Source organism: Enterobacter cloacae complex sp. P14RS, from assembly GCF_014895895.1.
Taxonomy (GTDB): domain Bacteria; phylum Pseudomonadota; class Gammaproteobacteria; order Enterobacterales; family Enterobacteriaceae; genus Enterobacter; species Enterobacter bugandensis.
The window spans coordinates 121,185-135,806 of the sequence record NZ_JADBQM010000023.1 but is presented as its reverse complement, the minus strand read 5'-3'; the positions used below and the strand labels follow the sequence as shown (position 1 = coordinate 135,806).

Here is a 14,622-nt window from a genome sequence, read left to right as displayed (position 1 = left end):
CCCATGTGAGAGTAGGGAACTGCCAGGCATCAATCAAGAAGAACCCCGTACCGTAAGGTGCGGGGTTTTTTGCTTTTGTTTTTCTCCCTCTCCCTGAAACTTTCTCACCTTCGACTTGCAGGCTCGACATTCATACCATTTCTGGGTATCGTTAGCTGTCTGGATGTCTAAACGTTTATACGTATATTGTGAGGAAGTAAGGTTATGCCGATTCGGGTGCAGGACGAGCTACCAGCCGTCAATTTCTTACGTGAAGAGAACGTCTTCGTGATGACGGCTTCACGCGCGACAGGTCAGGAAATTCGCCCGCTGAAGGTTCTCATCCTCAACCTGATGCCGAAAAAGATTGAGACGGAGAATCAGTTTCTGCGTCTGCTGTCGAACTCCCCGCTGCAGGTCGATATTCAACTGCTGCGTATTGATGCCCGCGAGTCACGTAACACGCCCTCTGAGCATCTGAATAACTTCTACTGTAACTTCGAAGATATTCGGGGGGAAAACTTCGACGGACTGATTGTGACAGGCGCGCCGCTCGGTCTGGTTGAATTTAACGATGTTGCTTACTGGCCGCAGATCAAACAGGTGCTGGAATGGGCAAAAGATCACGTCACGTCAACGCTGTTTGTCTGCTGGGCGGTACAGGCCGCACTCAACATTCTCTACGGTATTCCCAAGCAAACCCGCACTCAAAAGCTCTCCGGCGTATACGAACACCACATTCTTCATCCACACGCGCTGCTGACGCGTGGTTTTGATGACACCTTCCTGGCCCCGCATTCCCGCTACGCCGATTTTCCGGCCCAGCTGATTCGTGATTACACCGATCTGGAGATCCTGGCCGAAACGGAAGACGGGGATGCCTACCTGTTTGCCAGTAAAGACAAACGTATCGCGTTCGTTACCGGCCATCCTGAGTATGATCCCGATACTCTCGCATCAGAGTATTTCCGTGATGTCGAAGCGGGTCTTAATCCGGATATCCCGTACAACTATTTCCCGAAAAACGATCCGCAAAACAAACCAGGAGCCACCTGGCGCAGCCACGGAAATCTGCTGTTCACTAACTGGCTCAACTATTACGTCTACCAGATTACGCCGTACGATCTTCGCCACATGAATCCGACGCTGGAGTAATCGTCTGCATTAAACGATCCTAAAGCGTTTCAGCTATTCAGATCAGGCACCTTCGGGTGCCTTTTTTATTTCCGAAATCCCGTTCAACATACCAGGAAACTTTAACTCCATATTAATCATCATGTTGCGTTGTAATTAAAATTAAAATGGAAATTGTTTTTGATTTTGGAAAAATTATAGATAGTCTTAATTCTGCTGAGCGAAAACTACACAACGATCTTTCGTTCGCATTGGGGGCGTGATTTTGGATCTTTGATGAGGAGCAGAACGATGACTCAACAGGCAACCACGGTCGATGAATTGACCTTTACCCAGCCGAATGGTGAGCAAGAACAGCAGGTTTTGACGGCCGAAGCGGTAGAGTTTCTGACTGAGCTGGTGACCCGCTTTACGCCGCAGCGCAATAAGCTGCTGGCGGCACGCATTCACCAACAGCAGGAAATCGATAACGGCAAGTTGCCAGGATTTATTTCGGAAACTGCTTCCATTCGTCGTGGTGAGTGGAAAATCCGCGGCATTCCTGAAGATTTACAGGATCGTCGCGTTGAGATCACTGGTCCGGTAGAGCGCAAAATGGTGATCAACGCCATGAACGCCAACGTTAAAGTCTTTATGGCCGATTTTGAAGACTCGCTGGCCCCGGACTGGAACAAAGTTATCGACGGGCAGATCAACCTGCGCGATGCCGTCAACGGCACCATCAGCTACACCAACGAAGCCGGGAAAATCTACCAGCTCAAACCGAATCCGGCGGTGCTGATCTGTCGCGTACGAGGTCTGCACCTCCCTGAAAAACATGTCACATGGCGTGGAGAAGCCATTCCGGGCAGCCTGTTTGATTTCGCACTTTATTTCTTCCATAACTACAAAAACCTGATGGCAAAAGGTAGCGGTCCCTATTTCTATCTGCCAAAAACGCAGGCCTGGCAGGAAGCCGCCTGGTGGAGCGAAGTATTTAGCTACGCGGAAGATCGCTTCAACCTGCCGCGCGGCACGATCAAGGCCACGCTGCTGATTGAAACGCTGCCCGCCGTGTTCCAGATGAATGAAATTCTGCATGCCCTGCGCGACCACATTGTCGGCCTGAACTGCGGACGCTGGGACTATATCTTCAGCTACATCAAAACCCTGAAAAATTATCCCGATCGCGTACTGCCGGACCGCCAGGTCGTGACCATGGATAAACCCTTCCTGAGCGCCTATTCGCGTCTGCTGATTAAAACCTGCCACAAGCGCGGTGCCTTTGCGATGGGCGGCATGGCGGCCTTTATTCCGAGCAAAGACGCGGAGCGCAATAATCAGGTGCTCAACAAGGTGAAAGCCGATAAAGAGCTGGAAGCCCGTAACGGTCACGACGGCACGTGGATTGCCCATCCGGGCCTGGCCGATACGGCGATGGAGGTCTTCAATCGCGTACTCGGCGATAACAAAAATCAGCTGTTTGTCACGCGCGAAGAAGATGCCCCAACGGCTGAAGAACAGCTGCTGGCACCGTGCGCGGGCGAGCGAACGGAAGAGGGGATGCGTGCCAATATTCGCGTCGCGGTCCAGTACATCGAAGCGTGGATCTCCGGCAACGGCTGCGTGCCTATCTACGGCCTGATGGAAGATGCTGCCACGGCGGAAATTTCGCGCACCTCTATCTGGCAGTGGATCCACCATCAAAAAACGCTCAGCAACGGCAAGCCGGTCACCAAAGCCCTGTTCCGTCAGATGCTGGCCGAAGAGATGCGGGTCATCCAGGACGAGCTGGGCGAACACCGCTTCAGCAGCGGACGCTTTGACGACGCAGCGCGCCTCATGGAGCAAATCACCACATCAGATGACTTAATCGACTTCCTGACCCTGCCGGGCTACCGCTTCCTGGCGTAACTCACCACATAACAATATGGAGCATCTGCACATGAAAACCCGTACCCAACAAATCGAAGAATTAAAGAAAGAGTGGACTCAACCGCGCTGGGAAGGCATCCGCCGTCCTTACAGCGCGGAGGACGTGGTGAAATTACGCGGCTCGGTCAACCCGGAATGCACGCTGGCACAGAACGGTGCGGCGAAAATGTGGAAGCTGCTGCACGGTGGCTCCAAAAAGGGTTATATCAACAGCCTCGGTGCGCTGACCGGCGGTCAGGCATTGCAGCAGGCGAAGGCCGGCATAGAAGCCATTTACCTTTCCGGCTGGCAGGTCGCGGCGGACGCCAACCTGGCCTCCAGCATGTATCCGGATCAATCTCTTTATCCGGCCAACTCGGTACCGTCGGTGGTGGATCGGATCAACAATACCTTCCGCCGCGCGGATCAGATCCAGTGGGCCGCAGGCATCGAGCCCAACGATCCGCGTTTTATTGATTACTTCCTGCCGATCGTGGCGGATGCGGAAGCGGGCTTCGGCGGAGTGCTGAACGCCTTCGAACTGATGAAATCGATGATTGAGGCCGGTGCAGCGGCCGTTCACTTCGAAGACCAGCTTGCGTCGGTGAAGAAGTGCGGGCATATGGGCGGAAAAGTTCTCGTCCCGACCCAGGAAGCGATTCAGAAGCTGGTTGCCGCGCGTCTCGCTGCTGACGTGCTCGGCGTGCCGACGCTGGTGATTGCCCGTACCGATGCGGATGCGGCAGACCTGATTACCTCTGACTGCGATCCGTACGATAGCGAATTTATTACCGGCGAGCGCACCAGCGAGGGGTTCTATCGCACGCATGCCGGTATCGAACAGGCCATCAGCCGCGGCCTGGCCTATGCCCCTTACGCCGACCTGGTCTGGTGTGAAACGTCCACGCCGGATCTGGCGCTGGCGAAGCGCTTTGCCGATGCGATTCATGCGAAATATCCGGGCAAACTGCTGGCCTACAACTGTTCGCCGTCCTTCAACTGGCAGAAAAAGCTGGATGACAAAACCATCGCCAGCTTCCAGCAGCAGCTGTCGGATATGGGCTACAAGTACCAGTTCATCACCCTGGCAGGCATCCACAGCATGTGGTTCAACATGTTCGACCTGGCGCACGCTTACGCGCAGGGGGAGGGCATGAAGCACTACGTTGAGAAGGTGCAGCAGCCGGAGTTTGCCGCTGGTAAAGACGGCTATACCTTTGTTTCTCACCAGCAGGAAGTGGGTACGGGCTACTTTGATAACGTGACGACCATCATCCAGGGAGGCGCCTCATCCGTTACCGCCTTAACGGGGTCAACCGAAGAAGCACAGTTTTAAACTTTTCCCCCTCTCCCCTCCGGGGAGAGGGACGGGGTGAGGGGGAATATATGTCGCGTGGCCTGGAATTGCTGATTGCCCAAACCATTCTGCAGGGCTTTGATGCCCAGTATGGTCGTTTTCTGGAAGTGACCTCCGGCGCGCAGCAGCGCTTCGAACATGCAGACTGGCATGCGGTTCAGCAGGCCATGAAGCAGCGTATTCATCTCTATGACCACCATGTGGGTCTGGTGGTGGAGCAGCTGCGCTGTATTACCGACGGTAAAAGCCCGGACGCGGCATTTTTACTGCGCGTGAAAGAGCATTACACCCATCTGTTACCCGACTACCCTCGCTTCGAGATTGCGGAGAGCTTTTTCAACTCCGTCTATTGCCGGTTATTTGACCACCGCTCATTATCTCCTGAGCGGTTATTTATCCTCAGCTCCCAGCCTGAGCGCCGCTTCCGTACCATTCCGCGTCCGCTGGCGAAAGATTTCTTTCCCGATCGCGGGTGGGAAAAGCTCCTGCATCGCATCTTAACGGATTTGCCGCTGCGCCTGCCGTGGGAGAACAAGCTCCGGGATATCGGCTATATCCATGCGCATCTTCGTGAAACCTACGGCGAGGAGGTGCTCAGCCGCAGCCATTTGCAGGTGGCCAACGAGCTTTTCTACCGGAATAAGGCCGCCTGGCTGGTGGGCAAACTGGTTACGCCGACGGCCATTGTGCCGTTTCTGTTGCCCATTCACCGTACCGACGACGGCGAACTGTTTGTCGATACCTGCCTGACCACCAGCGCCGAGGCCAGCATCGTATTTGGCTTCGCCCGCTCCTATTTCATGGTGTACGCCCCGCTGCCTGCCGCCCTGGTGGAGTGGCTGCGCGAGATCCTGCCGGGTAAAACCACCGCCGAGCTGTATATGGCGATTGGCTGTCAGAAGCATGCCAAAACGGAAAGTTACCGGGAATACCTGCGCTATGTCACCGCGGCTGATGAGCAGTTTATCGAAGCGCCAGGTATCCGCGGCATGGTGATGCTGGTCTTCACGCTGCCGGGCTTCGACCGGGTCTTTAAGGTGATAAAAGACAGATTCGCCCCGCAGAAAGAGATGACCGCAGCCCACGTCCGCGCCTGCTATCAGCTGGTAAAAGAGCACGATCGCGTCGGGCGAATGGCCGATACCCAGGAGTTTGAAAACTTTGTGCTGGATAAGCAGCAGATCGATCCGGCGCTCATGTCGCTGTTAATGCAGGAAGCGCCGACGAAAATCACCGATCTGGGCGATAAAATAGCGATTAGCCATCTCTATATTGAGCGCCGTATGGTGCCGCTCAATATCTGGCTGGAACAGTCAGAGGGCCAGGCATTACGTGATGCCATCGAAGAGTACGGCAACGCCATCCGCCAGCTCGCCGCCGCCAATATCTTCCCTGGCGATATGCTGTTTAAAAACTTCGGCGTCACCCGGCACGGGCGGGTGGTGTTCTACGATTACGATGAAATTTGCTACATGACCGAGGTGAACTTCCGCGATATCCCGCCGCCCCGTTACCCGGAGGATGAGCTCTCCAGCGAGCCGTGGTACAGCGTTTCGCCGGGCGATGTGTTTCCCGAGGAGTTTCGCCACTGGCTGTGTGCGGACCCACGCATCGGGCCGTTATTTGAAGAAATGCATGAAGATCTGTTCCACGCCAGCTACTGGCGCGGGCTACAAACGCGGATCAAAAATGGGCACGTGGAGGATGTGTACGCTTACCGCCGCAAGCAGCGGTTTTGTGTGCGGTTTAACGAATCCCACCATACGCCAGCGTCACCTCTTTCGCGGCCTTAATCACCAGCGCGCCCAGCTCGGTCACCCGGTCGTCGGTCATACGTGAGATGGGGCCAGAGATGGAGATCGCAGCAAACGGCTCGCGATGTTCGTCGAAAATACAGGCCGCGAGGCAGCGCAGCCCAAGGGCATGTTCTTCGTCATCAAACGAATAGCCGCGCTTGCGGGTCAACGCCAGATCTTCTTTCAGATGCACCGGCGACACCAGCGTGGCGTGGGTGTAGGCGTGCAGCCCTTTACGGTGCAGCAGCCCCGTCACCTGCTCTTCGCTGAGCTGCGACAAAAACGCTTTCCCCGCCCCGGAGGCGTGCATCGGCAGCTTGCCGCCAATCGGCGCGGACATGCGCATCAGCTGCGTGCACTGCACCTGGTCGATGATAATCGCCTGGTGGTCGCTCTGGTCGAGCACCGCAAGGTTCACCGTCTCGCCGGACTCCTCCATCAGCTTGCGCAGGATCGGGTGCACAATCGCCAGCAGGTTACGGCTCTGCAGGAAGCTGCTACCCACGATAAACGCATGCGCGCCCACCGCCCAGTGCCCCAGCTCGCCGACCTGGCGGACAAAGCCCAACTGCTGCATGGTGGTCAGCAGGCGGTGCGTGGTGGAGTTCGGCAGGCCAGCCTGCTGGGCCAGCTCCGTCAGGGCCACGCTACCGTGCGACTCGGCTATCCACTCCAGCAGCTTCAGACCGCGCGTCAGGGATTGAACCTGTCCGCCGGGTTGTGCAGCGGCGGTGGCGGCAGGTTTTCTGCCGCGTTTGGCGGGAACGGTCGCGACCATGACGATCTCCTTTTTCTGTATCGTGGAAATCATTTTCGTTTTATTTGGTGAATTTGCAACCGCTTTCCTGACTGATCGGAGGAGTGATGGTGAACATGTCTCATGTTACCGCGGCGTGACTTTTCCACCCTGCGAGATTGTGCCAGTATGGAACGCAGCCTTTTGGCCTTGTTGAGCGTTGTCGGGAGCAAGTGTGAGCAGCAAAGTAGAGCAACTGCGTGCGCAGTTAAATGAACGAATTCTGGTGCTGGACGGCGGCATGGGCACCATGATCCAGAGCTATCGTCTGAGCGAAGACGATTTCCGCGGCGAGTGCTTCGCCGACTGGCCCTGCGACCTGAAAGGAAACAACGACCTGCTGGTGTTGAGCAAGCCGTCCGTGATTAAGGATATCCACAACGCCTACTTCGAAGCGGGTGCGGATATTGTAGAAACCAACACCTTCAACTCGACAACCATCGCCATGGCGGATTACCAGATGGAATCCCTGTCGGCGGAGATCAACTATGAGGCGGCCAGGCTCGCCCGCGCCTGTGCCGACGAGTGGACGGCCCGCACGCCGGACAAGCCGCGCTACGTTGCCGGGGTGCTTGGCCCGACCAACCGCACCGCGTCGATTTCACCGGACGTCAACGATCCGGCGTTTCGTAATATCACCTTTGACCAGCTGGTTACGGCGTATCGTGAATCGACCAAAGCGCTGGTGGAAGGTGGCTCCGACCTGATCCTGATTGAAACGGTGTTCGATACCCTCAACGCCAAAGCCGCGATATACGCGGTGAAAGAGGAGTTTGAGGCGCTGGGCGTTGACCTGCCGATCATGATCTCCGGCACCATCACCGACGCCTCCGGGCGTACCCTGTCCGGCCAGACAACCGAAGCGTTTTATAACTCCCTGCGCCACGCCGACGCGCTCTCCTTCGGCCTGAACTGCGCGCTGGGACCAGACGAACTGCGTCAGTACGTGCAGGAGCTTTCGCGCATCGCCGAATGCTACGTTACCGCGCATCCGAACGCCGGTCTGCCGAACGCGTTTGGCGAGTACGATCTGGATGCTGACACCATGGCGGCGCAAATCCGCGAGTGGGCCGAGTCAGGCTTCCTGAACATCGTCGGCGGCTGCTGCGGCACCACGCCGGAGCACATCGCCGCCATGAGCCGCGCCGTGGACGGGCTGCCGCCGCGCAAGCTGCCAGAGCTGCCGGTTGCCTGTCGCCTTTCCGGTCTGGAGCCGTTGACCATCGGCGACGACAGCCTGTTTGTGAACGTGGGTGAACGTACCAACGTTACTGGTTCCGCTAAATTCAAGCGCCTGATCAAAGAAGAGAAGTACAGCGAAGCGCTGGACGTCGCCCGCCAGCAGGTGGAAAGCGGGGCGCAGATTATCGATATCAACATGGACGAGGGGATGCTTGACGCCGAAGCGGCGATGGTGCGTTTCCTCAACCTGATTGCCGGTGAGCCGGATATCGCCCGCGTGCCGATCATGATTGACTCCTCCAAGTGGGAGGTCATCGAAAAAGGGCTGAAGTGCATTCAGGGCAAAGGCATCGTTAACTCCATCTCGATGAAAGAGGGCGTGGATATCTTTATCCACCACGCGAAGATGGTGCGCCGCTACGGTGCGGCCGTGGTGGTGATGGCCTTCGATGAGGTGGGCCAGGCCGACACCCGCGAGCGCAAAATTGAGATATGCCGCCGCGCGTACAAAATTCTGACCGAAGAGGTGGGCTTCCCGCCGGAAGATATTATTTTCGACCCGAACATCTTTGCCGTCGCGACCGGCATCGAAGAGCACAACAACTACGCCCAGGACTTTATCGGCGCGTGTGAAGACATCAAGCGCGAGCTGCCGCATGCGCTGATCTCCGGCGGCGTGTCGAACGTCTCGTTCTCGTTCCGCGGCAACGACCCGGTGCGTGAAGCGATCCACGCCGTGTTCCTCTACTACGCCATCCGCAATGGGATGGACATGGGTATCGTCAATGCTGGACAGCTGGCGATTTACGACGATCTGCCTGCCGAACTGCGCGATGCCGTAGAGGACGTGATCCTCAACCGTCGCGACGACGCCACCGAGCGCATGCTCGACCTGGCGGAAAAATACCGCGGCAGTAAATCGGATGAATCGGCCAATGTTCAGCAGGCCGAGTGGCGCGCCTGGGACGTGAAAAAGCGTCTGGAATACTCGCTGGTGAAAGGGATTACCGAGTTCATCGAGCAGGACACCGAGGAAGCGCGTCAGCAGGCAGCCCGCCCGATTGAGGTGATCGAAGGGCCGCTGATGGACGGCATGAACGTGGTTGGCGATCTGTTCGGCGAGGGCAAGATGTTCCTGCCGCAGGTGGTGAAATCCGCTCGCGTCATGAAGCAGGCAGTGGCTTATCTTGAACCCTTCATCGAAGCCAGCAAAGAGAAGGGCTCCAGCAACGGTAAAATGGTTATCGCCACCGTGAAGGGCGACGTGCACGACATCGGCAAAAACATTGTTGGCGTGGTGTTGCAGTGTAATAACTACGAAATTATCGACCTTGGCGTGATGGTTCCGGCGGATAAAATCCTCAAGACCGCGCGCGAAGTGAACGCCGATCTGATTGGCCTCTCCGGCCTGATTACGCCGTCGCTCGACGAAATGGTCAACGTGGCAAAAGAGATGGAGCGTCAGGGCTTCACCATTCCGCTGCTGATTGGCGGGGCGACTACCTCGAAAGCACACACGGCAGTGAAGATCGAGCAGAACTACAGCGGACCGACGGTTTACGTGCAGAACGCCTCGCGCACGGTGGGCGTGGTTTCCGCACTGCTCTCCGAGACTCAGCGCGACGATTTTGTGGCGCGCACTCGCCAGGAGTACGAAACCGTTCGCGTACAGCACGGGCGCAAAAAACCGCGCACGCCGCCGGTGACGCTCGCTGCCGCACGCGATAACGACCTGGCCTTTGACTGGGCAAGCTATACGCCGCCGGTCGCGCATCGTCTGGGCGTGCAGGACGTGACGGCCAGCATCGAGACGCTGCGCAACTACATTGACTGGACGCCGTTCTTTATGACCTGGTCGCTGGCGGGCAAATATCCGCGCATCCTCGAAGATGAAGTCGTAGGCGAAGAGGCGAAGCGTCTGTTTAAAGACGCCAACGATATGCTGGACACGCTGAGCGCAGAGAAAACCCTCAACCCGCGCGGCGTGGTGGGGCTGTTCCCGGCGAACCGCGTGGGTGACGACGTAGAAATCTATCGCGATGAAACCCGCACCCACGTGCTGGCCGTGAGCCATCACCTGCGGCAGCAAACCGAAAAAGTGGGCTTTGCCAACTACTGCCTGGCGGATTTCGTTGCGCCGAAGCTGAGCGGGAAAGCTGACTATATCGGCGCCTTTGCGGTAACCGGCGGTCTGGAAGAAGACGCCCTGGCGGACGCGTTTGAAGCGCAACACGATGATTACAATAAGATCATGGTGAAAGCGATTGCCGACCGCCTGGCGGAAGCCTTTGCTGAATACCTGCACGAACGCGTACGTAAGGTGTACTGGGGTTACGCGGCGAATGAGAACCTCAGCAACGAGGAGCTGATCCGCGAAAACTACCAGGGCATTCGTCCGGCGCCGGGCTATCCGGCCTGTCCGGAACACACCGAAAAAGGCACTATCTGGAAACTGCTGGACGTAGAAGCGCATACCGGCATGAAGCTCACCGAGTCGTTCGCTATGTGGCCGGGCGCGTCCGTGTCGGGCTGGTACTTCAGTCATCCGGACAGCAAGTACTTCGCCGTGGCGCAGCTGCAGCGCGATCAGATCGAAGATTACGCCCTGCGCAAAGGCATGAGCGTGTCTGAAGTAGAGCGCTGGCTGGCGCCGAATTTAGGCTACGACGCGGACTAACGTCACTTTTCCTTACAACAAACAGGGCACCTCAACGGTGCCCTGTCTCTTTCTTACGTTTAAACCCTTATACTTAATCATAAAATCTATAACGATAAGGAGAACCCACTTCCGTGCTGACGTTGTTACATCTGCTTTCGGCAGTCGCACTGCTCGTATGGGGCACCCATATTGTCCGCACCGGCGTGATGCGCGTGTTCGGCGCGCGCTTACGTACCGTCCTCAGCGGCAGCGTTGAGAAGAAGCCGCTCGCCTTCTGCGCGGGGATTGGCGTCACGGCGCTGGTGCAAAGCAGCAATGCCACCACCATGCTCGTCACCTCCTTCGTGGCGCAGGATCTGGTCGCGCTCGCCCCGGCGCTGGTGATCGTGCTGGGTGCTGACGTCGGTACCGCGCTGATGGCGCGTATCCTGACGTTCGATCTCTCCTGGCTGTCGCCGCTGCTGATTTTCATCGGGGTTATCTTCTTTCTTGGCCGCAAACAAACGCGTGCCGGGCAGCTTGGCCGCGTGGGCATTGGCCTCGGACTGATTCTGCTGGCGCTGGAACTGATTGTGCAGGCGGTGACGCCTATCACCCAGGCGAACGGCGTGCAGGTCATCTTCGCCTCGCTGACCGGTGACATCATGCTGGATGCGCTGATCGGGGCAGTGTTTGCCATCATCAGCTACTCCAGCCTGGCCGCCGTGCTGCTGACGGCCACGCTCACCGCCGCGGGCGCGATCTCCTTCCCGGTGGCGCTGTGTCTGGTGATCGGCGCTAACCTCGGCTCTGGCCTGCTGGCGATGCTTAACAACAGCGCGGCCAATGCTGCCGCCCGCCGCGTGGCGCTGGGGAGTTTGCTGTTTAAGCTGGTGGGCAGCCTGATTATTCTGCCGTTTGTCCATCCGCTGGCAAACCTGATGGACAACCTCCCGCTGCCGAAAGCGGAGCTGGTGATCTACTTCCACGTCTTCTATAACCTGGTGCGCTGCCTGGCGATGGTGCCGTTTGCCGCACCGATGGCCCGCTTCTGCGAGCGTCTTATCCGTGATGAACCGGAGCTGGACGCGCGCCTTAAGCCGAAGCATCTGGATACCTCCGTGCTGGACACCCCCGCGCTGGCCATCGCCAACGCCGCCCGCGAAACGCTGCGCATGGGCGACGCGATGGAAACCATGCTCGAAGGGCTGAAAAAGGTGATGCACGGCGAGCCGCGCGAGGAGAAGGAGCTGCGCAGGCTGGCGGATGACATCAACGTGCTGTATACCGCCATCAAGCTCTATCTGGCGCGTATCCCGCAGGACGAGCTGGCGGAAGAGGAGTCCCGCCGCTGGGCGGAAATCATTGAGATGTCGCTTAACCTGGAGCAGGCCTCGGACATCGTTGAGCGTATGGGCAGTGAGATTGCCGACAAATCCCTGGCCGCGCGTCGGGCGTTCTCCGTGGAAGGGCTGAAGGAGCTGGAAGCGCTGCACGAAAAGCTGGTGAGCAACCTGAAGCTGGCGATGTCGGTGTTCTTCTCCAGCGACGTACCGAGCGCACGCCGCCTGCGCCGCAACAAGCATCGTTTCCGCATCCTCAACCGCCGCTACTCGCACGCCCACGTTGAACGTCTGCACCAGCAGAACGTGCAGAGCATCGAGACCAGCTCCCTGCACCTGGGGCTGCTGGGGGATATGAAGCGTCTTAACTCGCTGTTCTGCGCGGTGGCCTACAGCGTGATGGAACAGCCGGATGAAGATGACGAGCGGGATGAGTATTAATCTCTGAAAGCGCCTCGCAGATCCTCTCCATGAGGCGTGACCAAACTCCACTGAAAACGTAACGTCACTCCTCAGGTCATAAGCAGACCTGTGGAGTGAGACAATGTAATCTTTTATGTATAAAATTTTATACAGGGATGTGGTATGCTTTCAGAAAAACCAGCAATGAGACCCATTGCATGGATGGGGAGTGCCTTCGATGATTTGCTCGGCTTCCCGGAGGAAATCCGGCGGGATGCAGGGTATCAGCTACATCGATTACAGGCTGGATTAGAGGCGGCAGACTGGAAGCCGATCTCAGAGATTGGCAAAGGCGTTGCAGAGATACGGCTACGCGGTGACACGGGCGCATACCGAATCATCTATTTGGCTCGTTATGAGGATGCTGTTTACGTACTGCATTGCTTTAAGAAGAAAACGCAGCGGACATCAGGCCATGATAAATACATAGCAAAGGCACGTTTTCAGGCGGTGCTTGATGCTCGGAGAGGATGAAAATGGGAAGACGCGTTGATACAAAAATTCGGCATGTGACAGCTTCAGAAACGAACATTTTTGCTGAGCTGGGTTTTGAAGAAAGTGAAGCTAAACAGTTGCACGAAAGTGCCGAAAAAGAGGTTGAGCAGTTGCTTGCCATCAAGCGGCAACTGATGCAGGAAATTTCCTCGTGGATTGCGGAGAATAAACTGCGTCAGACTGACGCTGCCGTCAGGCTAAACGTCTCTCGTCCCCGCGTGTCTGATGTCGTGAACCTCAAAACCAGTAAGTTCACCCTTGATACGCTGATCATGATGTTATGTAAACTTGGAAAACCCGTCTCAGTTACCGTCGGCTAATCTTTTTTTCCAGTCCATACCTAAGGTATATTTCGCCCTTCACAGGAGAAACTATGCTGCCAACTCAATCAACCCGATTAAACAAGTACATTAGCGAGAGCGGGATCTGCTCACGTCGCGAGGCGGACCGTTACATTGAACAAGGTAACGTGTTCCTCAACGGCAAACGCGCCACTATCGGTGACCAGGTGGTCCCTGGCGACGTGGTTAAAGTGAATGGTCAGCTCATTGAACCGCGTGATGCTGAAGACCTGGTGTTTATCGCGTTGAACAAACCGGTTGGGATTGTCAGCACCACGGAAGACGGCGAGCGGGACAACATTGTTGATTTCGTGAACCACAGTAGCCGTATTTTCCCGATTGGCCGTCTGGATAAAGACTCTCAGGGGCTGATTTTCCTCACCAACCACGGCGACCTGGTGAACAAAATTCTGCGTGCCGGTAACGACCACGAGAAAGAGTACATCGTGACGGTGAACAAGCCGGTGACGGACGAATTTATCCGCGGCATGGGCGCAGGCGTGCCGATTCTGGGCACCGTGACGAAGAAGTGCAAGGTCAAAAAAGAAGCGCCCTTTGCGTTCCGTATCACGCTGGTGCAGGGCCTGAACCGCCAGATCCGTCGCATGTGCGAGTATTTTGGTTATGAAGTGACGAAGCTGGAACGTACGCGCATCATGAACGTCAGCCTGTCCGGGATCCCGCTGGGCGAGTGGCGTGACTTAACGGACGACGAGCTGATCGAGCTGTTCAAGCTTATCGAAAACTCCTCGTCCGAAGCGAAGCCGAAAGCCAAAGCCAAACCGAAAACGCAGGCGATTAAACGTCCGGTAGTTAAGGCACCGCAGGCGGAAGAGAAAGGGCGGGGCAAGCCGGGTAACGGAAAACGCTTTACCCAGCCGGGTCGCAAAAAGAAAGGGCGCTGATTAGCGCCTTCCACGGGTTGATGTATTGGCGGACCAGGAAAAGGTCGCCTCTGCATCCGGCTTATAAGCCTGCTCTTTTTTCAGCTTGCGGGCTTTTTTCGCCGTAGCCTCACGTTGCGCCATCAGCTTGTCGATGTACTCTTTTTTAACCTGATTGGTTTCGGCGTTCGTCAGCGTGCGGCCATGGGCGATGCGGGCGCGGTCGAGAAGCGTTTTCAGTTCGCGCTGCTCGGCTTCCGTCATGTCTTTCTGGGTCAATCGTGGTGTAGCCATTGCTGAAGCCTCCTGATGGGGAGGCTTC

The 14,622-nt window shown here is 56.8% G+C and carries 11 protein-coding genes; 9 read left to right on the top strand and 2 right to left on the bottom strand.

The window, feature by feature from the left end; genetic code table 11:
• Nucleotides 1–204: 204 nt before the first annotated feature.
• The 4 genes from metA to aceK all read left to right on the top strand — a co-directional run bounded on the left by metA (nt 205) and on the right by aceK (nt 6,156).
• Nucleotides 205–1,134, top strand: a complete 930-nt coding sequence (gene metA, locus IM295_RS19145) for a homoserine O-succinyltransferase (protein ID WP_048957448.1) — start codon at nt 205–207, stop codon at nt 1,132–1,134.
• Between the two features lie 270 nt (nt 1,135–1,404).
• A complete protein-coding gene (gene aceB / locus IM295_RS19140; protein WP_193067181.1) occupies nt 1,405–3,006 on the top strand; it encodes a malate synthase A in 1,602 nt (533 codons plus the stop codon).
• Nucleotides 3,007–3,037: 31 nt separating this feature from the next.
• A complete protein-coding gene (gene aceA / locus IM295_RS19135; RefSeq protein ID WP_028015114.1) occupies nt 3,038–4,342 on the top strand; it encodes an isocitrate lyase in 1,305 nt (434 codons plus the stop codon).
• 50 nt (nt 4,343–4,392) lie between these two features.
• Nucleotides 4,393–6,156 (top strand): bifunctional isocitrate dehydrogenase kinase/phosphatase, encoded by a 1,764-nt coding sequence (aceK, locus tag IM295_RS19130; RefSeq protein ID WP_193067180.1) that lies wholly within the window; start codon nt 4,393–4,395, stop codon nt 6,154–6,156.
• Here the strand turns inward: aceK and iclR are convergent.
• Nucleotides 6,110–6,937: a glyoxylate bypass operon transcriptional repressor IclR gene (iclR, locus tag IM295_RS19125; RefSeq protein WP_074148023.1), complete on the bottom strand. Its 828-nt coding sequence runs from the start codon at nt 6,935–6,937 to the stop codon at nt 6,110–6,112. The two genes, aceK and iclR, sit on opposite strands and share 47 nt — an antisense overlap.
• A gap of 193 nt (nt 6,938–7,130) precedes the next feature.
• Between iclR and metH the strand changes: the two genes are divergently transcribed.
• From metH to rluF, 5 genes are all read left to right on the top strand, one after another.
• Nucleotides 7,131–10,814 carry a methionine synthase gene (gene metH, locus IM295_RS19120; protein WP_193067179.1) on the top strand — a complete coding sequence of 1,228 codons (3,684 nt, stop codon included), beginning with the start codon at nt 7,131–7,133 and terminating at the stop codon, nt 10,812–10,814.
• Between the two features lie 113 nt (nt 10,815–10,927).
• Nucleotides 10,928–12,559 (top strand): Na/Pi cotransporter family protein, encoded by a 1,632-nt coding sequence (locus tag IM295_RS19115; RefSeq protein WP_041911578.1) that lies wholly within the window; start codon nt 10,928–10,930, stop codon nt 12,557–12,559.
• 144 nt (nt 12,560–12,703) lie between these two features.
• Nucleotides 12,704–13,054, top strand: a complete 351-nt coding sequence (locus IM295_RS19110) for a type II toxin-antitoxin system RelE/ParE family toxin (RefSeq protein ID WP_032654612.1) — start codon at nt 12,704–12,706, stop codon at nt 13,052–13,054.
• Between the two features lie 2 nt (nt 13,055–13,056).
• Nucleotides 13,057–13,395, top strand: coding sequence for a helix-turn-helix domain-containing protein (locus IM295_RS19105; protein ID WP_047366884.1), 339 nt, complete (start codon nt 13,057–13,059; stop codon nt 13,393–13,395).
• Nucleotides 13,396–13,448: 53 nt separating this feature from the next.
• Complete coding sequence (gene rluF, locus IM295_RS19100; RefSeq protein WP_047366837.1) at nt 13,449–14,321, top strand: 23S rRNA pseudouridine(2604) synthase RluF; 873 nt, start codon at nt 13,449–13,451, stop codon at nt 14,319–14,321.
• Here the strand turns inward: rluF and IM295_RS19095 are convergent, their stop codons facing one another.
• Nucleotides 14,322–14,594, bottom strand: coding sequence for a DUF3811 domain-containing protein (locus IM295_RS19095; protein WP_193067178.1), 273 nt, complete (start codon nt 14,592–14,594; stop codon nt 14,322–14,324).
• Between the last annotated feature and the right edge of the window lie 28 nt (nt 14,595–14,622).